Genomic DNA, 22,890 nt, shown 5'->3' with positions numbered 1-22,890 from the left:
TTTTTAGCCTTCCCAGCCGGGGGCACGGCGGATGGCATCACAGATCACATCGATCGTCTCGTCGCTAAGATTCCATGTGGAGGGAAGGTATAGCCCGTTTTCCCACAAGCCGTCTGCGACCGGGCACGGCACATCTCGAAAACCCTGCATCTTCTCCAGGACTGGTTGCTGGTTCATGGGGCAGAAGAAGGTGCGGGTTTGTATGCCGCTTTCTGCCAATGCATCGATCAGCTTATTGCGGTCAATACCAAATTCCGCAGGGTCAACCACAATGCCATACATCCAATACACGTTCTTGGCCCACTCAAGCTCGGCCGGAAGTTGTATGCCTTTAATGCCTTTGAGCTTCTCGTTGTAGCGATGGGCCACGCGGCGCTTCTGCTCCACAATGTGGTCGATCTTGCGAAATTGCGCCAAGCCTAATGCGGCTACAAAGCCAGGCATACGGAAGTTAAATCCAGCCAACTCATGCCTGAAACGCGGCTGAGTAAACGCCAGGTTGCGGAGCAGCTTTACGCTCTCGGCGAAGACATCATCATTGGTCGTGATCATGCCGCCTTCACCGGTAGTAATGACTTTGTTAGCATAGAAGCTGAAACAAGCCATATGGCCAAAGCTGCCAGTCATGCGGCCGCGCACAGTGGCCCCATGCGACTCTGCACAATCCTCGATCACGATCAGGTTGTGCTTGTTGGCAATCTCCATGAGACGGTCCATATCTACTGGATGCCCATACAAATGCACAGGGATGATCGCCTTGGTGCGCGGAGTGATCAGGCCTTCGATCAAGTCCAGGTCTAAATTCCACGTCACGCCTTCAGAGTCAACTGGCACGGGCACAGCGCCATTGTGCAAAGCAGCCAGTGCGGTGGCGATATTGGTGCTGGAGCTCACCAGCACCTCATCGCCTGGCTGCAGATCCAAGGCAGCCACTGCAAGGTGCAGGGCAGACGAACCGCTATTTACAGTGACGCCATGCTTGCAGCCTACATAGGCGGCAAATTCATTCTCAAAATCCTCTATATATTTGCCAAAAGTGCCGGACACTTCACCTTTGCGCAGAGCGTCAACAACGGCACTGATCTCGTCTTCACTTATCACTGGCTCAAAGACAGGGATCATTTCTTTACCTCCACAAATACCTTGTCTTCGGCCTCTCCCAGGTAAGGACCTTGTTTGACACTAATGCACTGCATATCCTCCAGCACTCGGATGGCATGCACCCCGTGGATCAGCACAATTGCATCGCCAGCATGCATTTCGATCTCACGCAGGAGATCACCTTCGTCGCTGTACAGGTCTACTACCACCACGCCGCGCTGGACAACAAACATCTGCTGCAAGTCAGAGATCGTGCGCTCAACCGGTTTGTGAAAGTGAGGTGGCTCCACGAAGCCAGCGTTATGCGCCAGCAAACCAAACTGGAAGGACGAATCTGCAGGAGAGAAAAATGTCGTCTTCTCTACTTTTTCAGTAGCCCAGATGATCTCAGCATATTTTGTGCCGTTGTATTCAACGATCTCTATACTCATTGCAACCTGCCACTAAGAAGATAAACAATCCTGGCTCGCACAGACTTCCATGCTACCCGAATTGGCCAATACACCCACAGAAAAAGACGCGCCAACCCGGTTTGCAAGCGATATACCGGAGAAGAGAGGAGTCTCTCGATATCGTCGGCGGGACGCTGCTCAATTTGCACTCGCCCCTGCCTGATATCCTCTCGCAATGCTTCAATGGCAGCCGGATGCTGACCCTCAAAACGCTCCAACCATTGCAGGCCACCCAATTCACCGAGGCGCATGGGCGATCTAAGTCTCTCAAATTGCTCTTCTTTCCATTTTTTATTCGCTTTGAAAGCTTCAGACCAGTTCACATTTGAATAATAGCCAACCTTCTGCTCAGCCTGTTTTGGAAACACATACGAATAATGATGCATCACCATGGGGCGCCCGCTTGGTGCAGGTGCATCCAGCCAGTTCAAGCTTCGCAAGTCGTGACCATGTTCATTAACTACTGTTGCCGGCCGATGCGATGCATAGCGATAGCCGGGCCGCCATTGAAATACACGGGGAACTTTCGGATACTGATACAAATGCCATTCGCCAGTTATGTAACTTTCAAAACTGCCGAAGAACTCAAAATAGGGAAAGGAGATACCAGATATTTTTGGGGATTCCGAAAGAGTGGCCAGAAGCGCAACCAGGTCACCTTCCAGGTAAAACTCATCGCTATCCACTTGCCATAACCAATCACCGGTAGCTCTGGCCGCAAAAGTCTGCGCCATCTCATCCTTCTCGGGCCAAAAGCCGTCCGCGAAGCCCGCATCCGCGGCGCTAATGACAATCAGTTTATTTTGCGGGTCATGCTGTTCTTTGAACTGCTGTAGCATCTCCAGCGTGCCGTCAGTAGAGTGTCCGTCGGGGCCTGCCAGGGCGCTAGCCGCGCGTGCCGCCCCTTCAACCACAATGATCTGGTGCGCAAAGGGATAAAGCGCGCGCAGGTTGTACTCCAGAAACGGCATGGCGTTCAGCGCCAGCATGCCAAAGGTCACCTTAGCCACGCGCGCTCCCAGTGGACAACAACACCTTCAGGTAAGAATCCAACACCCGGTCCGCTTCAAACTTCGCGCGCGTATATTTCTGCGTCCTTTTTCTGAGCTCAGATAGCGTTGGTGAATTCAGCAACACCGCTGCACGTTGAGCCATCGCATCTACGTTTAGGCCTGAGAAAAGGAAACCATTACGTCCGTCATCAATAATGTCGGCATTGCCGCCGCGTTTAAAGGCAATCACAGGCAGGCCAAGATAAGCCGCCTCTACGATCGCCATGCTGAAATTTTCCATCAGAGCTGGGGAGATGGCGACATCGCACGCCTTTACATATTGAATATGCGCGCTGTAACTCACCTGACCGGGCAGCAGCATCCTTGCCCGGGCGGGGTGCTGCCTAAGCTGCGCCATCACATCAGGCTCCACGAAACCGGGGATATAAAACCCCAAGGGGAACTTGAGTTTTAGCTGCAGCTTATCAATAATTCGAAGCAGATAGCGGGCGCCTTTAATGTAACCGCCCGCTGATGGCAGATAAACAACCTTAGCCCTACTGGGTAGCCCAAGCTGCTTGCGAATGTTCCTGGACCCTATCTGATCAACTGCAGCGAATTCAACAAGATTAGGCACTACACTAACCGCTCCGCGAAACTTGTATGTTTTCTTGAACCATGTGCGCATATATTGAGAAGGGCAGAGCACGTGATTGACCCTTTTGAGCACTTGGTCTTCAAGCCATATGGCCATTCGTGTGTCCAGTCGAGAAAACTTTCCCATGCCCGACTCTGCAGCCAAGCGCGCCGGATTATGATGCGAGATCAGCACAAAATGCTGATCTCGCATCTTGCGCAGCCACAAGCCTGGCGCACCGTGGTCAGATAATAAGACCGTTTGCGGGGAAAACGCATATATAGAGCGCGCCATGCGCAGTGCGCCGGGAGCATTCCGCAAGATCTCTGCGGTTTGGTACGCCAGCTTTCCTGGCTGCAAGAACCGCCAAGGTAGTAGCAACAGCACAAACAAGCGCTTGAACCACACAGGCGCCAAGCCGTGCCGGATGATGCCCTTGGCTGGCTTGTCCTTCACACCATTGTCAAAGAAAGTAAATAATCGGACATCATAGCCACGCCTGCGTAAAGCTCGCCAAAGGTTGTAGTGCGCACTGGCTACTCCACCAGCCCCATATGGGGGCGCACTGGGTGCCACGATGGCAATACGTGTTTCACTAGGTTTCAGCGTGGCCATTGTGTCTTAACCCAGAAAACAGCCTTGTCTACAAAGCTACGCAATCCGCCCTCTGCCAGGTGAGAGCTACTGTAAAGTTGCCAGGCTTGCTTATTGTGTACAGCAGCGGAACGGCATGCCGCCCACCAACGACGCTCAAGCACAGCGCGCAATGCGCGGTCATCGTATATCTTCTTGCGTCCATTGGCTTGTTCAATACCCCGCAACCAGGCGTCTACTCGGCTCAAAAAAGTGCTATTCGGCTCAAATTTCCATATGGAAATGTGGTTATGCAATTCCAGATCGCGCTTGGTAACGCGGAGGCCAAGCCGCGTAAGTTGGCGTGCCCGCACTGCGGCAGCCGTTTCAGCCTGCTGGACGCCAAAAGCGTAGCCGACCTGGCCAGCATGAATACGATAGTGCAGCAAGACTTCCTGCAAGTTTGCAAAACACAGGCGCCTGGCAGCCCGTTCCCAGAGATCATAGTCTTGTGCCCGCTCTATGGTCGGGTCGTAATGGAAACCTTTGCTAAGAAAATCCTTTCGGCGCAGCATCACCGCACTATGCACCAGGGCTGAGTTGAACAACATCTCAGCCTGTATCTCTTCAGCCGTTGCGGGTAGCTTCCAAACCTGTTCTCGGGGCAAACCCAAAGTCTGCGCCCATGCTCCAACCATACTTACATCAGGGTTTGCATCCAAAAAGTGTGCTTGTGCTTCAAGCCGCCGCGGCAGACTGATATCGTCCGCATCCATGCGCGCCCAGTAAGCGCCGCGAGCCATACGCAATCCGCGGTTAAGTGCTTTTGAAAGCCCGCTACGCCTGCGATTACGCACCCAGTGCCAGCGCGGATCTTGCACCGCCGAGATCACTTCAGCGCTCCCATCAGTAGAAGCATCATCTATGCAAATAAACTCAAAATCACTCAGGGTCTGAGAGAGTACGCTGTCAATCGCATCATTCAGGAATGGCAGCCCGTTATAAACTGGCATCACCACACTTACCCGCGGAGCTTTCAACCGACCAGCCTATTGAGAAGGTTCATTTCCAGATTCACAATGCGTTCAAGGGCGAAATGAGCTTCTACGTATTCGCGTCCAGCACGGCCAAGGCGCTGGCGCAGCGCGGGATCGTCTATCAATCGCTGCAAACCTTCGCGCAAACTGGCGGCGCCCGTTTCAGAAAGCAACCCATTTTCACCATCGGTGATGATCTCTTGAATGCCTGGCACGCGGGTGCCGAGCGCAGGCAAGCCACAAGCCATAGCTTCCAACAGAGCTTTGGGGTGTCCTTCATACAAAGAGGGCATGACAAAAATGTCACATTGGTTCAGCATAAGTGGTAGTTCGTGATTGGCAACATTGCCTAAGAACTTAAACTGCGCAACTGTACCCTCAGCAAAACGCTCAAGTTCTTCTTGCAATGGTCCATAGCCGATCAGCCACACCTCTATATCCATATCGACGACAGCCGTAATGAGGTTATGCAGATTCTTTTGAGCGTCCAAGCGGCCCACAAACCCGACCCGCAGTTTCTCGCGCTGTTCAGAATCGCTAGGGCGGAAACGGTCAGTTTCTACATAATTGGGAATAACACCTATCTTCTCTGGAGCGATCTTGTAGCGTTCGACAACAGATTCCGCCATTTTGGTAGTGGTCACTGTTATCCAATCGGCTCCGCGAAAAACCTTTTCTTCCAGTTTACGAGCCTGCTTCGCCTCACGCGAACGCTCGCCATATCGCCGTTCCTGAAATTCAGCCAGTAGATAGCCACAGCGCGCTACAAATTGGGCTTGCGACTTGCGTGCAACTTCCATGGCAATATCCGCGCCTGCCATCTGATTGCTCTTGATCACATCCGCCTGAACGGGCTCTGAAAGCAGCTTACGCTCATAGGCACCCAAGCCCAAACCTTCCACATTCGCGCGGATGCTAAGGCCTGGTATGGTATGAGCAAACGCAAGGTCATCCTTATCACCATAGGTAATAAAGTCGATCTTTATGCCACGTTCCTGCAATTTGCGATAGAGCGCCAGTTCGCGGTCGATCATGCCGACCGTATTCCAGGTCTTTAGCGAAACCCCTTGGGTAAAGAATAGAGCCAAGTTCATTTCAACACAGGCAACAAAGGCTCATACAGCTCGCGATAATAGCGGCTGGCAATTACCGGCCAACTGAAATCCTCAATGCGCTTCAAACCATTCGCAATCAATCGCTGGCGTAATTCGGGATCTTGGATCACTCGCAAGACGCCTTGCGCCAGGGCGGCAGGGTCCTCGATCTCAGTTAGCAATCCGTCCTGTTCGTGCGTGACCACATCCGGCACCATCCCCACACGCGAGCCTACAAAAGGAATGCCCGAGGCCAGTGCTTCCAACACGCCTTTGGGGCCGCCCTCTTCACGAGAGGCGAGCAGATAGACATCCACCGCATCAAATAAGCGTGGAATACGATGAAAGTCCTGCTCCACTACATGCACATAAGGAATTCCAGCTGCATCCAGACCCTTTTTGATGTAACCCCTCGCTGGCGCGGTGAGCAGCACAAAGATATTTTTATGATTACGGTGAATTTGAGCTAACGCTTCTATTAATACATCAGGCCCCTTGATCAGCTTGGGCGTCAACCCTTCAGCCATTCCCTGCCCATCTTTGTGAAAAGACCCGATGCAAAAAGCATCTTCGGGGATGCCAAGTTCGTGCCGGCGCTCACGGCGTTCTTCCGGGCTGGCCGGCCCGAATCTCTCCAAATCAACTCCCAACGGGATAGCAACAAGTTTTTCTTTCCTTACGCCCGATTGAATCAATCTGTTGTACATGACCGTGCTTGCTGTATGCAAACGGGCAAAGCGATCCTGCGATTTTAGAACTTGCTGAAGCGCATCATGAAAGTCTGGGCTCTCCAGCAAGCCGTGAAAGACCGTGCCCACAACCGCATTGCGATTGTTGTACTTGGAGTCAATACTGGCAAGAATGTCCCAGAGCGAACCGTAATGTATGATCTGGCCAGACACATTCTTCAGCGACTTAACTACTCTCGCCTTTAGCCCGAACTGCTCCTGAACATGCTTGGTAATGTAGTAAGCCTCCCAGTCCAGCACCCAGTTCACAAAGGGCGCCATGTAATAAAGGCTAGGCTGGCTTGGCAACCGAGGCGAAGCTAGCGAAAGTAGGGAGCGAATGCCCCGCGGGATGCTCATTCTGCGGCCCCCATTTTTTGCGATTGCTTCATTGTGTCAGCGGCGCCGAACTGCAGGTCACAGAAATGCTTGTATTCCTTGCAGCGCTCATACAGTTCCGCATGTCTCCCCTGGTCCACGATGCGGCCAGCTTCCATCACCACAATGTTATCGGCGTGTATCACTGTAGAAAGCCGGTGAGCAATCACCACTGCCGTGGTGTCTTTGATAATGTTGTCAATCGCTTGCTGAACTTGTCGTTCGGCTTCGGTATCCAGTGCGCTGGTAGCCTCATCCAGGATCAAGATACGCGGGCTGTGATACACGGCCCGGGCTATCGTGATACGTTGTTTCTGGCCGCCAGAAAGCAGCACCCCCCGATCGCCCACCAAGGAATCATATTTCTCAGGTAGCCGATCAATAAAATCATTGGCATTTGCAACCCGGGCGGCTTGTTGAACTCGCGTCATATCCGGGGCATCGTCTGGATAAGCAATATTGTGCGCCACAGAAGCATTAAATAGAATACTGTCTTGCGATACCACACCTATCATGCGCCGGTAGGCAGGCAGATCCAGGCCGCGCAGGTCCAGCCCATCTATAGTGATGCGCCCCTCTTGCGGATCATAGAAGCGAAGTAATAGATCAGTGATCGTGGACTTACCAGCGCCACTCTCGCCGACGAGCGCGACCATCTGCCCGCGGCGAATGCTAAAGTCTATGTTGCGCAACACCTTTTCGGCGCCATAGGCGAACGAAACGTCTTCAAAGTGGATTTGCTCAACAAAGTCGTGCTTGACTATACTGCCACTGATCACAGATGCCGTCTCGTTGAAGAATTCTTGAACACGCTCACTAGTGGCGACCGTGGTTTGAATAACCTTCAAGGAGCGCGCCATGCTTGTGATTGGGTCCAAAACCGCGCGGCCAACATATAGATACAAAAAGAAGCCAGTGGTGCTCAATTGCCCATTAATAAATTCGTTTGCGGCAAAAAGGAGAACCGCAACATTAACCAATGAATTAATAATAAGGGTAACAGGTTCGTCGACATTCTTAAAAAACGAGAACTTAAAGATAGCCGAAATCGCTTTTCTTGAAAGTTGAGCAAGTCTTGTGCTCTCATAGCCTTCTGCCACAAACGACTTAACGACACGTATATTTGAAATCACTTCCTGCAAATAAGATGTCACTTGCGCCTGAATTCCAAATTGCTCACGGACGCGGCGCTGAGTAGGCCTCTTGACCAACTGAATGAATACGTACTGCGCCAGGGCTGCCAAGACCACAAACAAGCTCAGTCGAAGGCTGGTCCTAAGCAGCAAAAACCCATACATAAAAACCAACACGCCAGAAACAATTACAGACCGCACAATAGTCTCAAGTCCATAAACGACAGCGTCAGTGTCTTTGTCAAGGCGCGAAATAAGCTCGCCCGTACGGTTTCGATTGAAGAAATCCAATGAAAGACCAATCACATGCGAAAAGAGAGAGGCCTGCATACCTCGTCCCGCTCGCACACGTATCCAAATTCCCAGAAGGTATATAAGAAAGTTTAGTGAATACAGCGCTAATGAAACCCCTAGATATAAAATCGCGACAGCGACAATTACATTCCAGGCATTTGCCTCTTGAGGAAAAAACTGGTGCAGAAGATACTGCCCAATATTGTTTAGGTCGATATCCAAGAAACTGTTTGGCACTGTTTCAGCAAGCCGGTTGAAAGCATCAGGCCCGTGCACGGCCACCTCCAGTACCGGCGCAGTCACCATAGGTTGTGCAGCCGTCAACAAGCTTGCGACAAAATACATTGCTAGCGAGAGCAGCATTTGAGGCCAATACGGCCTCATGTACTTTATAAGTAGCTGGAAAAATTGCCCATACTCATAGTTCTGTTTCACTTAGCTCACCAAATCCAAGACGCGTTGACTTGCCCCGCCATCACTGGTGCCCAGGTAAGTATCAATGAATAGTTGCCGAGTCTCACCATCCATTCGAAAATCCTCAATCCGAGTGTTAGGCAACTCAAGGATTACATCGGGGATCGTCATCCAATCATTAACCCCAGGGAAATTGAATGCAGTGCCTGTGTTGCGCTGTCTCCACAAACGATGAAAAGCCGGAGGCACTTCACCAACATCAGCAGAGGGGCTGGGGCGATCAACATTAATTCCAAAGACCCCGCAATAAGCAGACTCTAGTGCAGCGAAGCTATAAAAATGTATACACACATCAGCAACACTTAGAAGCTCCAAAGTAGTCGAGGGATAGTCCGACTCATCGTAAACAGTCAGATCGGCCAACTCTTTCAACCATCTCCGCAAGGGATCTTTCTTTCGCGCCTTTCCAATCAATACAGCATCATTATTATGAGCAAAGGCCTTAACCGCTTCTGTGAGCTTTCTGTCGTTCCAACCAAGCAACAACCACCACAGATACTCAAGGAGAAAAGTGTTATCTCTGCGCACAGCTTGCAGGAAAGCCTTTATCCGCTTTCTTAGGTCATCCTCTTCAAAAAAGCGCGGCCAAGAACCGCTGATGTTCGCCAACGTGATGGGAAGATACAGAACCACACTCGTATCAGCAGGAATCCCGTACTTTGTGCGGACTACGCTCGGGTCAATCTCCCGCAAAATGTCTAATTGGGGAAAGCCAACACAAATCGCTTTTTCGGCCAATTTAGCATAAGCCACCTTTTCGTCAACACCACTAATAGCCTGGAAGTACTTTGCACCCCAGTCAAGCCAAAATTCACTATACAGACAGAGGTGATCTGTGTTGCATAAACTTTGCAGATCAGCTTCTATAAAGGTGTCGATACCATGTTGAAGTGCAATAAATACTGGCCCCTTGGGAGGGAGTTTATATTTGTCGCGAGTATGAAGAGAGAAAATTGCTTTGGCATCTATCTTCGCCAGCGCTGCACTTAGCGCCTCAAGTGAATCGAATTCCTTTGAGTGGGCCTCTTTCAGCAAGGCAGGCTTGACAGAGGCATCAAGATACTCCTTGCCCTTGGCGTCATTACAGATCCAGATCTCTACCGGCAGCCCGCGCGTCATGGCCTCGCGAATCAGAGGACCTAAAAATTTGTAATAATTGCTGCGATGTACTACAAAGATCAGCAAGTCAACCAGCCTGTTCAAGTAAATCCGAGAAATCTGTTTTTTCTTTCGAGCCGATCCACAGAATGTCGCCAATAAATTGTTGGGCAGTATAGGTTTCAAACGCGCAGTGGTAATAGGGACGATATGCATCGTGGACGACTACAACCCCACCCGGCTTGAGCAATTCCTTTGCCTCTAGCGTGCAGCGACGGCGTTTGCGCCCATCCACAAGCACCACGTCAAACCTGCCTCCTAGACGCGCAGGAAGGCCAATATAGTCATCCATAGGCACCTGTCGATCATCAGCGTGCTCGCGTAAAAAAGGCGACAGCTTGCCATAATCAAAAACGTCAATACGAACGTTTTGAGAAGCGAAGATAATGCGACCATCTTCTTCACTCTTACTAAATTGAGCACTTTCTGCAAAAACTGGCTCGAGACTACTCAGAAAGTATTCACGGTCATACTCGAGGGAGTTCCAAAAGAATTGCTTCACTTCCTTCAGCAGCATGTTGGTTAAATAAACCGTGCTTCGCCCACTCCCCCACTCCAACACATTTAGCACGCCCGAAGCTGGAGCTTTGCGCAGCAGGATCGTCTCAAAAAGATCGGCATCCCTGTCGCTCATGAAAGCTTTGTGACTCCACTGGGAGTCATCAACTATCCAATCCTTATCGGGCAGATCAGATGATGTCATTTCGTATCCTCGTTGTCCTTCTGTAAGAGGTTACGAAAGCGCTCCATCTCCTCGAGGTTTTTCGTTTTGTTGCTTTTGTGCATGCGGTAGCGATACAGCGGGATCTGCAGATGATGGATCTTGTAGTAATCCGCCAGGCGTGCTCGCAACTCTTCTTCTTCGCGATGGCGGAAGTTGCCATTGTAAAGACCGAAGTTTGCGATCAGATCCGTTCGATACATAATGCCGCATGAAACCGGGTGGTCTTTGGCATAGCGTCGCTCTAGTTTGTTGCCAAATTCATCTACCAGAATGTAGTCGCACGATACGCAAAACGCATCATGATTCTCTGCCAGATAGCGAGTGAGAAAAAACAGCAGGTCTGCGTTAATGTAATCATCAGCATCCACCCGAACAAAATACTGGCCACGCGAGGCGCGTATGCCTCGGTTTGCCGATTCAGCTACGCCTACATTTTCTTCATTCACGATATAGCGAAAGTTTGGGTAGTTTTCAAATTTCTTCAGTTGGCTCAGCGTGTCATCGGTGCTGGCGTCATCCACCACAATGACCTCATATTGGTCTTGTGGGAAATTCTGCGAGAGGCAGCTGCGTAGGCAGCGCTCGACATACGCGCCATAGTTGTACGAAGTCACAATAATTGAAGCTTTCATTTCGCACCACCAATCGCGTTTACGCGCAACATACTGATCTCATCAGCAATATTGCGCAACTGCCGCAGTTCATCAAAATCCATGCCGCCCAGATGCGCAAGTTCGGTAGGGTTCTGCAGCGCCCGGTTCGGCGTAAAGTGTTTCTCGATATATTGCGCCCCGCGTGCTACTGCAAACAACGAGGCGCCAATCCCTGGAGTGTGGTCGCTGTATCCCAGGAATTGCTCCTTGCTAAAGCTGGGCATTTCAACTTCAGCGCCTATCGTAGGGTACTTTGAAACACAATAAAAATAAACCAGGTTGTCGCCTTCAAAAGGCATGCCTTGTGTTTTCCAGTCCCAGGCGCCAAGCGAGATCAAGATCTTCTTGCCTGTTGCCAGGATCTTTTTGCAAAGGTCTATATCAGCGATCGTACGGCTAGCAATCTTATACGTTTGCAGTCCCAGCTCCTCGCACCAGTCAATCCGGTCCGCGGTAAAGATTGAGGCAAACAATTCAATGCCTACATGATCACAATAGGCTTTTACGTCTCTAAACTCACTCTTACTAAATTGCAGGTACTCGCGATCACTGTTACCAAACAAGGCCTGCGAGTCATACAGCTGCACCTTCACCGCATCCGCGCCAGCCAGCTTGCATTGCTGGATAATCATTTGCGCACGGCCAATGTCTCCGCTGAACTGAGGGTGGATCTCAGCGATCAGGTTGATCTTAGGGATCAGTTTGTTTTGATGCATAGTCATTCCTTTGCCCAGTCGGGTTTGCCTTGCGCCTCAATGGCTTCGAGATCTGCCGCTGTATGCAAATCTGTGGCATTTGCAATATAGACGCCGCAGTGTGTACTGATGGACTGCTGAAAAACATACTCGTACTTCATTACGCGGAAGCAGGCATTCTGCACCAGGTCTGCATCCACCGAAAACACTTCGTTCAGTTTGCGTTGCACGAGCTTTTCGATGGCGCCGTCCAAGTCCGCCGGGTTGAGCTGCGGAGAATTAGCCTGCAACGAAACTACGAAGTGCGGCGCGGGGTCAAACTGGCGTGCCGCGTGCACGATCACGTCCTGCTTGAACACCTCGTGACCAGCCAGTTCCTGTGGCCGCAGAATAACGCTCGCTCCAAACTCCTCCGCGCGCCCTGCGATCTCGCTATCCTCAGTAGATACAAAGCAGCGATCAACGTATTTCGACTGCCGCGAAGCCTGGATAGCCCAATAAAGCAGTGGCCGGCCCCACAGGGTTGCAATGTTCTTGCGCGGCAATCGCTGAGAGCCGCCGCGCGCCGGGATCACTACGTACACCTGCCGGTTCTCGATCATGCGATCTTCCGCGCTCCGTCTCCGGCTGGCTTGCTGCGCTCCAGCGAATAAGCACCATTTCGCATGCGGATGATGTATTTGCCGGGCTGCTCATCCAAGGCCGGGCTGCCAGTCTCCAGGCAGGTCAGGCGGAAGATGTCTAGCTCCGGATCACTGCCATCGATATACACGCTGTCAATACCCTTGGCTTGCATGGATGCGATCAGCTCTTTCGCCTGCTGGCGCAGCACGTGATACACCTTGAGCGAATCTTTGACATATTGGGTCGCATTGCGCTGGAAGGCGCGCATGCCTTCGCCGGTCAGGTTGTAGCGCAAACGGGTGCGGTCCATACGCGTGGCCTTGATGTAGCCGCGGCTGATCAGGCGCTTGATGTACCAATTGACGCTGCCGATGGCCATACCCAAATGGCTGGCCAAACCAGCCTGGGTAATCGTCTCATCCTCGGCAATTGCTTCCAACAGTCTGTATTCGCGTTGCTTCACGTGACTAGCTTTCAGGAAATGAATTCTGACACGCGCACAGCGAAAGTGTCAATAGGCGACTTTTAAGCGCTAGCTCAATTTCTCAAACAAAATGGCTTCAATACGCTCAGCAGTGCGCCCGTCCCATAGATCGGGCTGCTGTGGGGCCACTTTTTGCCCTTGCAAGGCTCGGTAGCCAGCCAAAATGCCCTCGGGTGTATTACCCACCAAGCGGTTTCCGCCCATTTGTAGAGTAATAGGGCGCTCTGTATTCTCGCGTGCCGTCAGGCACGGGATGCCCAGCACGGTGCTCTCTTCCTGAATTCCGCCGGAGTCCGTCAAAATAAACTGGGCCTGCGTCATCAAGCTCACGAACTCCAAATAACCCACCGGTTCCAACACCTTCACACCACTGGCTTGCAAAGCATCCAGCAAGCCCCACTCGGCCATACGAGCGCGTGTGCGCGGGTGCACCGGGAAGACTAACTGCGTACTTTTCTGGATCTCGACCAGCGCCTCAACAATGCTATCGAGTGCAGCCTGCTCATCCACATTCGAGGGACGGTGCAGCGTCACGACGCCATACCCGCCCGGCTTCAACCCATGCGCATCCCACGCGGCCAGCTGTTCCGCGGCCGGCTTGAAGCGCAAAAGGCTGTCCACCATGATATTGCCCACGCGGTGCACGCGCTCAGCAGGAATGCCGGCCGCGGCCAGGTTCGCGTCCGCATCCGGCGAAGGGGTGAATAAATAGTCCGCCAGCACGTCCGCCACAATCCGGTTGTGCTCTTCCGGCATCGCGCGGTCAAAGCTGCGCAAGCCGGCTTCCACATGCGCCAAGGGAATATTGAGCTTATTGGCCGCGATCGAAGCGGCCAAAGTAGCGTTTACATCACCGAACACCACCACCATGTCAGGGCGGTTCGCCGCAAACTCGCGGTCCAGCGCCACGATCACCCGCGCCACCTGCTCATTAACACTGCCGCCGTGAATATCCAAGTACAGGTCCGGCTCAGCCATTTCCAATTGGCGGAAAAAGACATCTGACATGTTGGCGTCAAAGTGCTGGCCGGTATGGATCAAGCCCGCTTGCAGGCGGCCCTTGGCTTTCACCGCCGCCATCAGCGGCGCGGCCTTCATAAAGTTCGGCCGCGCCCCAACCACGAGAGCCAGCTTCTTAGCCATGCTAGCTCACCAACTCCGCCGCCTGGGCGGCTACGTGCTGGCCGATGGCCAGGCTGGCCGTCGCCCCCGGTGACGGCGCGTTGAGCACATGCAGCCAACCATCGCCGTGCGCAAACCGAAAATCCTCCACCAGCTTGCCGTACTTATCCACCGCCTGGGCGCGCACACCCGCCCGCGCCGGCAGCAGGTCCTCGGCCTGGATAGGTGGCATCATCTTCTGCACATCGCGGGCGAACACCCGCACACTTCCGGAGCGCACCAGTTCCCCCAACCCCGTTCGCAAGTTTGGCAACACCAGCCGCCAGAAGCCGCTGTAGCTCAACGACTCCAGCGAATCTCTCAGGTCAAAGTCACGGCTGAAATAGCCTTCACGCCGCAGGCTGAACACCGCGTTCGGCCCCACCAGTACTTCCCCGTCCGTCATGCGCGTCAGATGCACCCCCAGAAACGGAAAGCGCGGGTCGGCCAGCGGATACACCATGCCGCGCACCAGGTGCTGTGCCTCCGGACGCAGCCGAAAGTACTCGCCGCGGAACGGTATGATGCGCAGTCCAGGGTCGACCCCGGTCTGGCGCGCCAGCCGATCGCTGTGAAGCCCGCCACAGTTCACCGCGATGCGCGTTCGTACTTCACCATTGCCAGTTTGCAGGTGTAATATCCCATTGTTGTGCTCAAAGCGCTGTAATCTGGCGCCCAGGCGCACTTCTGCGCCCGCCAGCACCAATTCTTCGGCCAATTTACGGGCGACCTGACTGTAGTCCACAATGCCGGCCTGTGGCACCCAAATGGCCTGTAGAGCGCTCACATATGGCTCGATTTCTGCAATGCGCTGCTGGCCCACGATCTCCAGCGCCAGCCCATTCTCCGTGCCCCGTTCGTACAACAGCTGCAAGCGCGGCAGTTCTTCTTCACTGGTAGCGACGATCAACTTGCCGGTCATCTCATACTTGATGCCGTGCTCGTCGCAAAAAGCCAGCATGGCGGTGCGTCCCGCTGTGGTGAGTTGTGCCTTTAGGCTGCCTTTTTTGTAGTAAATGCCGGAATGCAGCACGCCACTGTTGCGGCCGGATTGGTGCGCGGCTACCTGCGGCTCCTTCTCCAGCACCGTTAGCGAGCTGCCCGGGTACTTCTGCAAAAGCGCCCGCGCCGTGGCCAGGCCCACCAGGCCGCCGCCGATGACGGCAAAATCATAGATCTTGTTTTGCATATCTGGTCAGCATGATAACTCAGCCAAAAACTTGACGACAGCCGATCCACACACTAGAATGATCCGGCTCATTAACATGCAACTGGGTGGCCGTTGTCCAAAGACAACGGCAACTGCGAAGCCGGTGAGATGCCGGCGCTGTCCCGCAACTGTGATCCGTCCTTGAGACGGTAAGCCAGGTCGCCGGCCCAGCTTGCTCAAGCACAATCCTCGACGATAGGAGGTGCCTCACCGTTCAAGCCCAGAACCCCGCTTGACAACACCTTCCCTGCCGCGTGCAGGGATTTTTGTTTAATCGATTAAGGAGATTTACCGTGAAGAAACGCATTCTCAGTAGCCTTGTGCTGCTCGCCCTCTTGGCCGCCTGCGCTCCCGCAGCCGTGGCTACCCAAGCCCCTACCGCAGTAGTGGAACCCACTACCACTCCCATAGTCGACACCAGTATCAGTCTCACGGATGACCTTGGCCGCGAAGTTACCCTCGCTGCCCCCGCCGCCCGCGTCGTGTCCATGGCGCCCTCCAACACTGAGCTACTCTTCGCCGCAGGTGCCGGGGACCAAGTCGTCGGCCGTGACCTGTACTCCAACTTCCCCGAGGAAGCGCTGGACGTGGCCGACATTGGCGACACCTACGCTAGCCTAAACACCGAGTTCATCCTCAGTCTGGAGCCAGACCTGGTGCTGGCCGCAGGCATTACGCCGCCGGAGCAGGTGGACCAGCTCGAACAGCTTGGCATCACCGTCTACTGGCTCGGCAACCCAACCGACCTTGAAGGCTTGTATCGCAACCTGGAGACCGTCGGCATTCTCACCGGCAACGAGCAGGAAGCCCTGGCCGCCATTGATGAGCTCAGCGCCCGCGCCAATGCGGTGCTCACCAAAGTGGCCACCGTCACCATGCGTCCCACCGTCTTCTACGAAGTCGATGGCCAAACCGACCCGAACGCGCCCTTCACTGCGGGCGCCGGCACCTTCATTGACCTTATCATCAACCTGGCTGGCGGCGCCAACGTCGTGAGCAACCAGGAAGGCTACATCGCCTACAGCATCGAAGATCTGCTGGTAGCTGACCCGGATGTGATCCTGCTGGGTGACTTTGCCTGGGGCGCTACTGTGGAATCGGTGGCCGCCCGCTCCGGTTGGAGTGCGCTGTCTGCCGTCGCCAACGACCGCGTCTATCCGTTCAACGACGACCACATGAGCCGCCCTGGCCCGCGCCTTGTCAACGCGCTCGAGGAGTTGGCTTTGCTGCTGCACCCAGAGCTTTTTGACTAAGTACACAATAACTACGGGAAGGCGGGGTCATGAATCCCGCCTTCCCGTAGTAGCACTTATGAAATCTTTCATCCGCCGCCATCCATTCATCACAACAGCCATCCTTCTGGTCGGCGCGTTTTTGCTTAGCATCGCGCTAGGCTCTGTCTTTATCCCTCCTGAAAGGATTTTCAAAGCGCTACTCGGCCTTGAGCCGTTGCAGGGCACACTCAACACCATCCTATTTGAGATTCGTTTGCCGCACGCTGTGCTCATCACGCTCACCGGCGCAGCGCTTGCGGCCAGCGGTACTGCCTATCAGGGTCTGTTCCGCAACCCCTTGGCCGACCCGTACCTCATCGGCATCGCTTCCGGCGCCGGGTTGGGCGCCGTTACCATGATGGCGCGTGATTGGCCCAAGGATTTGCTCGGCTTCTACAGTGTGCCTGCCGCCGCCTTCGCCGGAGCGCTGCTCACCGTCGCCATCGTGTATTGGATTGCGCGCCTGGGCAAAACCGTGCCGGTCACCACGCTCATTCTGGCGGGTGTTGCCGTGAGCACCTTTGCCACCTCACTCAGTTCATTCCTCATGCTGCAATCCGAGAGCGAGTTGCGCCGCGCCATTGCCTGGCTGCTGGGCGGCGCAGCGCTCAGCGGCTGGCAGCCCGTCATTGCCATGCTGCCGTATGTGGTCATCGGCATCACCGCGTTGCTATTCTCCGGCCATCAGCTCAATGTCTTGCAAACCGGCGAAGAGCAGGCCCAGCAGCTCGGCCTGCCGGTGGAGCGCATCAAGCTGGTGCTCATCATCGCCGCCTCGCTGGCCGCTGCGGCTGCCGTGGCCTTCTCGGGCATGATCGGCTTCATTGGCCTTGTCATCCCGCATTCCCTGCGTCTTATTTGGGGCGGCGACCACCGCCGCCTGCTGCCGCTCTCGCTGCTCGGCGGCGCCGCCGCGCTGCTGGTGGCCGACGTCGTCGCTCGCACCATCCTGCCTCCCCAAGTCGTGCCGGTGGGGATCATCACCGCACTGGTGGGCGTGCCTTTCTTTCTCTGGTTACTGCGCCGCGCCAAGGCACAGATGTATTGGTAACCGCTATGCTTAATATCGAGAAACTTTCACTGGCATACGGCAAAACACAGGTCCTCACAGACTTTAACCTGCAGCTGCAACTAGGAGAAGTGCTGGGGCTGATCGGGCCTAACGGGGCGGGCAAAAGCAGCCTCATCCGCGCCCTCAGTGGCGTCCTGACCCCGCAAGCAGGCACTATCACCTTCAAAGGGCAGAACCTGCTGGCAATGCCTGAAGCCCAGCGTGCCCGCCTGGTCAGCGTGGTGCCTCAATCCACGCAGCTACCCCCCGCCTTCACCGTGTACGAATGCGTAGCTCTTGGCCGCACCCCGCATCTCAACTGGCTGGGCAGCTTGGGGGTCGAGGACAAGGCAAAAATTGAGTGGGCCATGCAGATAACCGAGAGCGCCGCGCTAAAAAACCGCCGCGCCGGTGAGCTTTCTGGCGGCGAGCAGCAGCGCGTGTTGCTCGCTCGCGCCTTAGCACAGGATTGTCCAGTCCTGCTGCTCGATGAGCCGACCGCTCACCTCGACCTCCACCATCAGGTAGCCATCCTAAACGTGGTGCGCAGCCTGGCCCGCGAGCGTGAGCTGGCTGTCCTGGTTGCCCTGCACGACCTCAATTTGGCCTCTTTGTTTGCCAGGCGGCTGGCTCTATTGGTCGACGGGCGGCTGCAGGCGGAAGGCGCCGCGAAAGACGTACTCACGCAGCAAGTGCTCCAGCGCGCCTATTCTGTATCTACTCGCATCCTGCCTGATCCTGAAACCGGCCAACCCTGGGTTGTACTGCAAGACAAGTAGAAAACTCAGCCAGCAATTCCGCCGCGCGCCACGCGCTGCGTGCGTACAATCCGCGGGTGTCTATTAAGCGCATCCTTATAGTCGAAGACCAGCCGCAAGCTGCCAACGCCCTGTTGGAGGGTTTGGCCAGCTTAGGCCCGGCCGTCACCGTCCATAGCGCGCCTTCTGCCGAGGCGGCTCTGCGAGCCTTGCAGGACGCGCCCTTCGACATGCTCATCGCCGATGTGCTCCTGCCCGGCATCTCCGGGCTGGAGTTGATGGCGCGCTTCCGCGGCAGCCAGCCCGCCACCCGCGTCATCCTACTCAGCGGCGTGCAGGATGAGTCCATCCGCAGTCAGGTAGCCCGCAGCGGCGCTGACGGCTTTTTCTTCAAACCGGGCGAACTGGCCGATGTGTTGGATGCCGTTGAGCGCCAGCTGGGACTCGTAAAAACCATCCTGCCCACCGAACTGTCTGTCATCAAGAATTCGCAAGACAACGCCAGTATTGCTCAACAACTCGCCGAACTGCGCTTCACAGTGCAGGCCTATTCTGCGTTGCTCATCTCGGTAGACGGCCAGGTATTGGCCCGCGCCGGCGTTCTGCCTAATCCCAATGTGGAGGCCAACCTCATCACCCACATGCTGGCCGCTATCCAGGCCAGCCAGCGCATGGGCAATTTGCTAGGCTCGGCACAGCCTGATGATCTGTTGGCCATCCGCGGCACAAATGAGCATGTCTATTTCGCCAGCCTTGGCTCCGGGCGCTGCCTCGCTGTCGTCACCAAGCCGCTCAGCAACGCCCGTGCGGCTGCACTAGCCCAGGCCATGCATAAAACCGGCTTGCGCCTTGCTCCGCCTGTTACCCAAGCCGTGCAGGCAGAGAACAGGCTAGGCGAAACAGACCCACACCTGGAAAAATTGCTCGCCATGGAGGATACGCGGCCCAGCCGCGTGGCCGCCGAGCGCTACTGGGAATCTGCCGAGCTGCCTGCGCCGCGTTTGCACGGTGCCATCAGCTATGAGCAAGCCTCTCAGATTGGCCTGGCACCAGGTGCGCTTACCGATATCAATCAATAGCGCATTTGGCTGTAGAATACAAAAGTCATTTTTAGCTTTTTGAACACCCGATAAAACAATGAAGTCTTTCTCAAAGGTCTTGGTCTTCGCAGCTCATCCAGATGATGAAGTGATAGGCTGTGGCGGATTCATTCGTAAGCTGGTAAATGCCGGCGCACAGGTCACAGTGGTTGTTGTCACCGGGGGCCAGACGGGCATTTCTCCAGCATTTCAGCATATTGACGACATCGCCACAGAGCGCAAACTGGAAAGCGAAGCAACCCAAAGTATCCTCGGATTTCAAAAGCTATTCTTCCTGCCCTATAAGACGCAGGAAGTGAAAAATGATCGGGAAACCTTTCACAGCTTCATCAAGTTGATCCGCGAGGAAAAACCTGATCTCGTTCTAACCCATGCGGAGCATGATAAGCACAGAGACCACCAGGCCGTCTCTATCATCTCCAAGGAAGCAGTTTGGAAGGCATGGGAGAATGTGATGCCCCAGCTTGGCGAACGCCACCGTGTCGGCGAAACCTGGTACTACGAAGTTACGGACCCCTTTCAGCAGGTGGATGTACTGGTAGACATTTCAAGCGAAATGGATGCCAAGCTCAAAGCAATTCGCGCCCATCACACGCAGCAGGAAGTCATTCCCCGGATCGAGGGCCTGATTGAAGGCCTCGGAAAAACGCGAGCCTTTATTCTCGAAACCCTTTACGCCGAGGGATACCAGGTTTGCTCAATACTTCCCCGTGTGATCGACAACCAGTGAATTTCGTCTACCTGACAAGCACAGCGGTGCGCCACAAGGCCTTTGTCAAGCATCTCTCTGCATTTTTCCCTCCAGCACTCATTGTCATGGAACCCAAAAAGTCCTCCGGGGCTGTTGGTTCTGCCATGCTCAACAACTATGCTGAAGGACTCAAAGAAACAGAGCGATCCTTCTTTCCTCAGGCGGTAGGCTGGGAACCACCCGGCAGCATGCTTGAGACGCGGCCTGGCGGAATTAACGATGAGCCTGTACGAGAAGCAATCAGATCAACCAACCCTGATTGGCTTCTTGTGTTCGGCACCAGCATTTTGGGCAACGATTTGTTGAGCGTGCCCAAGCACCACTCGCTTAACATCCATACCGGCTTGACACAGAGCTTCCGTGGCGTGGATAGCTCTTTCTGGGCCATATATGATGAAATGCCTCAGGCCATCGGCACTACTGTCCATCTTGTGGATGCAAAGATCGATACCGGAGATGTACTTTTGCAAGGCCGGCCACAACTGGATCCACAAGACAGCTTGCAAACCATCTTCCTAAAAACAGTCGAACTCGGCTTTAACCTCATGAAAGATAGCTTGAGCGGCGTGATTGAAGGCCGCCTGGCCCCCAAGATGCTCCCCAATAAGGGCAAACTCTATCAATCAAAACATTTCACTGAAGCAGTTTTGGAGGAGGTTTTGTCAAAAAAGACACGAGTGATCCAGCGCTATTTACAGGATAAAGAGGAGCTGGACAAGCAGATCTCGTTGGTCAACGGCTTGTAACGCACTCAAAACATCGTTTCTATGGCAAAAATGTTACAATTTTGCGCCCTCGGCTAACCCGACCCATTGGGGCGTGGTGCAATGGCAGCACACCGGACTTTGAATCCGTGGATCCTGGTTCGAGTCCAGGCGCCCCGACTTGCGTCAGCTATGCAAGCCACAGAAGACCCTCTCCCTGATTCTTCCCCGCTCTCACTCTTAACGCCTGCCAGGTGGCCGGCTACATGACCACCCGCGTCATTATCCTGGCCGCCGGCAAGGGCACGCGCATGCGCTCGCGCCTGCCAAAGATCCTGCACCCCATCGGCGGCAGGCCCATGGTGCAGCACGCCCTTGACGCTGCCCGCCAGGCCGCCTCATTGCCGCCCGTGCTCGTCATCGGCCACCAGGCGGCTGCCATCCGCGCCGCCCTTGGCGACCAGGCCGAGTATGTCGAGCAACATGAGCAGATGGGCACAGGCCACGCCGTCATGCAGGCACAGCCGCTGCTGGAGGGCAATGCCGAGCAGATCATCGTCTCGAATGCCGACTTGCCCTTGCTTACTGGCGAAACCCTGGCCGCCCTTGCTGAGGCGCATGCCAAAAGCAAAGCCGCCATCACCCTGCTCACACTAAAACAAAAAAATGCCCGTGGCTTCGGGCGTATCAAACGCCTTAAAGGCACACCGGTTGCCATTATTGAAGAAGCCGAGGCCACGCCCAAACAGCTACTGATTGACGAGCTCAATGTTGGCGCCTACTGCTTCAACGCCAAATGGCTGTGGGCTGCGCTTACCAGGCTCAAGCCCTCCGCCAAGAAGGGCGAGTATTACCTGACCGATCTGCTCGCCATCGCCGTCAAGCAAGCCAAGAAGATCCACAGCCTCGAGCTGCAAGACCCCACTGAAGCCATCGGCATCAACACCCGCGAGCATCTGGCCGAAGCCGAGTACGCCCTGCGCCAGCGCATGAACCGCCATTGGATGCTGGCTGGCGTCACGATACAGGACCCCCACACTACCTACATCGAACCGGGCGTCACCCTTGGGCAGGACACAACGCTGCTGCCCAACACCATGCTGCTGGCAGGCACCCAGGTTGGCGAAGACTGCATCATCGGCCCCAACACCACCATCAGCCATAGCCGCGTGGGCAACAACTGCCACATCCAGGCCGCCGTGGTCGAGCACGCCGTCATCGAGAACGATGTTGAGATCGGCCCGTTTGCCCACCTGCGCAAGGGCGCCCACCTGGAAGATGGCGTACACATGGGCAACTTTGGCGAGATCAAGAATTCGCGCCTGGCCCCCGGCGTCAAGATGGGCCACTTCTCTTACATCGGCGATGCCACCATCGGCAGGAACGTCAATATCGGCGCCGGCACCATCACCGCCAACTATGACGGCAAAAACAAGAACCCCACTGTCATCGAAGACGGCGTCTTCATCGGCAGTGACACCATGCTGGTTGCCCCACTGCACATCGGCAAAGGCGCCCGTACCGGCGCTGGCGCGGTGGTGACCAAAGATGTTCCCCCCAACACCGTGGTAGCGGGCGTGCCGGCCCGCGCCATCCGCAAACTGGAAGGTTCTGATTAGTCCGCTCATAGCCCTGCTTGCTCTTTTACTT

General features: G+C 54.8%; 23 protein-coding genes, 1 tRNA gene and 1 riboswitch. Of the genes, 8 read left to right on the top strand and 16 right to left on the bottom strand.

The window, feature by feature from the left end; genetic code table 11:
* Positions 1-3: 3 nt before the first annotated feature.
* The 16 genes from KIT08_06145 to lhgO all read right to left on the bottom strand — a co-directional run bounded on the left by KIT08_06145 (position 4) and on the right by lhgO (position 15,581).
* On the bottom strand, positions 4-1,122 hold the full coding sequence (locus KIT08_06145; GenBank protein ID UYN88681.1) for a DegT/DnrJ/EryC1/StrS family aminotransferase: 1,119 nt from the start codon (positions 1,120-1,122) through the stop codon (positions 4-6).
* Positions 1,119-1,532: a hypothetical protein gene (locus KIT08_06140; GenBank protein UYN88680.1), complete on the bottom strand. Its 414-nt coding sequence runs from the start codon at positions 1,530-1,532 to the stop codon at positions 1,119-1,121. Before KIT08_06140 ends, KIT08_06145 begins: the two co-directional genes overlap by 4 nt.
* The gene (locus KIT08_06135; GenBank protein ID UYN88679.1) at positions 1,529-2,563 is read right to left on the bottom strand and encodes a glycosyltransferase family 2 protein; all 1,035 of its coding nucleotides are present in this window, start codon (positions 2,561-2,563) and stop codon (positions 1,529-1,531) included. The genes KIT08_06140 and KIT08_06135 overlap by 4 nt, the downstream gene beginning before the upstream one ends.
* Positions 2,556-3,797 carry a glycosyltransferase family 4 protein gene (locus tag KIT08_06130; protein ID UYN88678.1) on the bottom strand — a complete coding sequence of 414 codons (1,242 nt, stop codon included), beginning with the start codon at positions 3,795-3,797 and terminating at the stop codon, positions 2,556-2,558. Before KIT08_06130 ends, KIT08_06135 begins: the two co-directional genes overlap by 8 nt.
* On the bottom strand, positions 3,785-4,768 hold the full coding sequence (locus KIT08_06125; GenBank protein ID UYN88677.1) for a glycosyltransferase family 2 protein: 984 nt from the start codon (positions 4,766-4,768) through the stop codon (positions 3,785-3,787). Before KIT08_06125 ends, KIT08_06130 begins: the two co-directional genes overlap by 13 nt.
* A 23-nt stretch (positions 4,769-4,791) precedes the next feature.
* Complete coding sequence (locus KIT08_06120; GenBank protein UYN88676.1) at positions 4,792-5,826, bottom strand: glycosyltransferase family 4 protein; 1,035 nt, start codon at positions 5,824-5,826, stop codon at positions 4,792-4,794.
* A gap of 56 nt (positions 5,827-5,882) precedes the next feature.
* Positions 5,883-6,896 (bottom strand): glycosyltransferase family 4 protein, encoded by a 1,014-nt coding sequence (locus tag KIT08_06115; protein ID UYN88675.1) that lies wholly within the window; start codon positions 6,894-6,896, stop codon positions 5,883-5,885.
* 74 nt (positions 6,897-6,970) lie between these two features.
* On the bottom strand, positions 6,971-8,854 hold the full coding sequence (locus KIT08_06110) for an ABC transporter ATP-binding protein (GenBank protein UYN88674.1): 1,884 nt from the start codon (positions 8,852-8,854) through the stop codon (positions 6,971-6,973).
* On the bottom strand, positions 8,855-10,078 hold the full coding sequence (locus KIT08_06105) for a hypothetical protein (GenBank protein UYN88673.1): 1,224 nt from the start codon (positions 10,076-10,078) through the stop codon (positions 8,855-8,857). It lies immediately after the preceding gene.
* 1 nt (position 10,079) lies between these two features.
* Entirely contained in the window at positions 10,080-10,754 is a 675-nt protein-coding gene (locus tag KIT08_06100) for a hypothetical protein (GenBank protein UYN88672.1), read from the bottom strand.
* Complete coding sequence (locus tag KIT08_06095; GenBank protein UYN88671.1) at positions 10,751-11,407, bottom strand: glycosyltransferase family 2 protein; 657 nt, start codon at positions 11,405-11,407, stop codon at positions 10,751-10,753. Before KIT08_06095 ends, KIT08_06100 begins: the two co-directional genes overlap by 4 nt.
* The gene (locus KIT08_06090; protein ID UYN88670.1) at positions 11,404-12,144 is read right to left on the bottom strand and encodes an N-acetylneuraminate synthase family protein; all 741 of its coding nucleotides are present in this window, start codon (positions 12,142-12,144) and stop codon (positions 11,404-11,406) included. The genes KIT08_06095 and KIT08_06090 overlap by 4 nt, the downstream gene beginning before the upstream one ends.
* Positions 12,145-12,146: 2 nt before the next feature.
* A complete protein-coding gene (locus KIT08_06085) occupies positions 12,147-12,698 on the bottom strand; it encodes a hypothetical protein (GenBank protein UYN88669.1) in 552 nt (183 codons plus the stop codon).
* 23 nt (positions 12,699-12,721) lie between these two features.
* Entirely contained in the window at positions 12,722-13,210 is a 489-nt protein-coding gene (locus KIT08_06080; GenBank protein ID UYN88668.1) for a winged helix-turn-helix transcriptional regulator, read from the bottom strand.
* 69 nt (positions 13,211-13,279) lie between these two features.
* On the bottom strand, positions 13,280-14,374 hold the full coding sequence (wecB, locus tag KIT08_06075) for a UDP-N-acetylglucosamine 2-epimerase (non-hydrolyzing) (protein ID UYN88667.1): 1,095 nt from the start codon (positions 14,372-14,374) through the stop codon (positions 13,280-13,282).
* Position 14,375: 1 nt separating this feature from the next.
* Positions 14,376-15,581 (bottom strand): L-2-hydroxyglutarate oxidase, encoded by a 1,206-nt coding sequence (lhgO, locus tag KIT08_06070; GenBank protein ID UYN88666.1) that lies wholly within the window; start codon positions 15,579-15,581, stop codon positions 14,376-14,378.
* 67 nt (positions 15,582-15,648) lie between these two features.
* Positions 15,649-15,788, top strand: a riboswitch (cobalamin riboswitch).
* Positions 15,789-15,895: 107 nt separating this feature from the next.
* Here lhgO and KIT08_06065 point away from each other — a divergent pair.
* The 8 genes from KIT08_06065 (at position 15,896) to glmU (ending at position 22,859) form a co-directional block, all read left to right on the top strand.
* Positions 15,896-16,855 carry an ABC transporter substrate-binding protein gene (locus KIT08_06065; protein ID UYN88665.1) on the top strand — a complete coding sequence of 320 codons (960 nt, stop codon included), beginning with the start codon at positions 15,896-15,898 and terminating at the stop codon, positions 16,853-16,855.
* A gap of 58 nt (positions 16,856-16,913) precedes the next feature.
* The gene (locus KIT08_06060; protein ID UYN88664.1) at positions 16,914-17,927 is read left to right on the top strand and encodes an iron ABC transporter permease; all 1,014 of its coding nucleotides are present in this window, start codon (positions 16,914-16,916) and stop codon (positions 17,925-17,927) included.
* A 5-nt stretch (positions 17,928-17,932) separates the two neighbouring features.
* The gene (locus KIT08_06055; GenBank protein UYN88663.1) at positions 17,933-18,706 is read left to right on the top strand and encodes an ABC transporter ATP-binding protein; all 774 of its coding nucleotides are present in this window, start codon (positions 17,933-17,935) and stop codon (positions 18,704-18,706) included.
* Between the two features lie 56 nt (positions 18,707-18,762).
* Positions 18,763-19,764 (top strand): response regulator, encoded by a 1,002-nt coding sequence (locus KIT08_06050; GenBank protein ID UYN88662.1) that lies wholly within the window; start codon positions 18,763-18,765, stop codon positions 19,762-19,764.
* A gap of 58 nt (positions 19,765-19,822) precedes the next feature.
* Complete coding sequence (locus KIT08_06045) at positions 19,823-20,515, top strand: PIG-L family deacetylase (GenBank protein UYN88661.1); 693 nt, start codon at positions 19,823-19,825, stop codon at positions 20,513-20,515.
* A complete protein-coding gene (locus KIT08_06040; protein UYN88660.1) occupies positions 20,512-21,282 on the top strand; it encodes a hypothetical protein in 771 nt (256 codons plus the stop codon). The genes KIT08_06045 and KIT08_06040 overlap by 4 nt, the downstream gene beginning before the upstream one ends.
* Before the next feature lie 67 nt (positions 21,283-21,349).
* Positions 21,350-21,420, top strand: a tRNA-Gln gene (locus KIT08_06035).
* Between the two features lie 86 nt (positions 21,421-21,506).
* Entirely contained in the window at positions 21,507-22,859 is a 1,353-nt protein-coding gene (gene glmU, locus KIT08_06030; GenBank protein ID UYN88659.1) for a bifunctional UDP-N-acetylglucosamine diphosphorylase/glucosamine-1-phosphate N-acetyltransferase GlmU, read from the top strand.
* Positions 22,860-22,890: the final 31 nt, after the last annotated feature.

Source organism: Anaerolineales bacterium (assembly GCA_025808555.1).
Lineage (GTDB): Bacteria > Chloroflexota > Anaerolineae > Anaerolineales > UBA11579 > JAMCZK01.
This window is presented reverse-complemented; position numbering and strand designations above follow the sequence as displayed.

What these genes read in the sequence shown, in the direction of transcription:
- KIT08_06125 (UYN88677.1), bottom strand. Translation starts at nt 4,768, where the DNA reads ATGCCAGTTTATAACGGGCTGCCATTCCTGAATGATGCGATTGACAGC.
- KIT08_06140 (UYN88680.1), bottom strand. Translation starts at nt 1,532, where the DNA reads ATGAGTATAGAGATCGTTGAATACAACGGCACAAAATATGCTGAGATC.
- KIT08_06045 (UYN88661.1), top strand. Translation starts at nt 19,823, where the DNA reads ATGAAGTCTTTCTCAAAGGTCTTGGTCTTCGCAGCTCATCCAGATGAT.
- KIT08_06145 (UYN88681.1), bottom strand. Translation starts at nt 1,122, where the DNA reads ATGATCCCTGTCTTTGAGCCAGTGATAAGTGAAGACGAGATCAGTGCC.
- KIT08_06060 (UYN88664.1), top strand. Translation starts at nt 16,914, where the DNA reads ATGAAATCTTTCATCCGCCGCCATCCATTCATCACAACAGCCATCCTT.
- KIT08_06130 (UYN88678.1), bottom strand. Translation starts at nt 3,797, where the DNA reads ATGGCCACGCTGAAACCTAGTGAAACACGTATTGCCATCGTGGCACCC.
- wecB (UYN88667.1), bottom strand. Translation starts at nt 14,374, where the DNA reads ATGGCTAAGAAGCTGGCTCTCGTGGTTGGGGCGCGGCCGAACTTTATG.
- KIT08_06100 (UYN88672.1), bottom strand. Translation starts at nt 10,754, where the DNA reads ATGACATCATCTGATCTGCCCGATAAGGATTGGATAGTTGATGACTCC.
- KIT08_06055 (UYN88663.1), top strand. Translation starts at nt 17,933, where the DNA reads ATGCTTAATATCGAGAAACTTTCACTGGCATACGGCAAAACACAGGTC.
- KIT08_06090 (UYN88670.1), bottom strand. Translation starts at nt 12,144, where the DNA reads ATGCATCAAAACAAACTGATCCCTAAGATCAACCTGATCGCTGAGATC.
- KIT08_06095 (UYN88671.1), bottom strand. Translation starts at nt 11,407, where the DNA reads ATGAAAGCTTCAATTATTGTGACTTCGTACAACTATGGCGCGTATGTC.
- lhgO (UYN88666.1), bottom strand. Translation starts at nt 15,581, where the DNA reads ATGCAAAACAAGATCTATGATTTTGCCGTCATCGGCGGCGGCCTGGTG.
- KIT08_06120 (UYN88676.1), bottom strand. Translation starts at nt 5,826, where the DNA reads ATGATCGACCGCGAACTGGCGCTCTATCGCAAATTGCAGGAACGTGGC.
- KIT08_06115 (UYN88675.1), bottom strand. Translation starts at nt 6,896, where the DNA reads ATGGCGCCCTTTGTGAACTGGGTGCTGGACTGGGAGGCTTACTACATT.
- glmU (UYN88659.1), top strand. Translation starts at nt 21,507, where the DNA reads ATGACCACCCGCGTCATTATCCTGGCCGCCGGCAAGGGCACGCGCATG.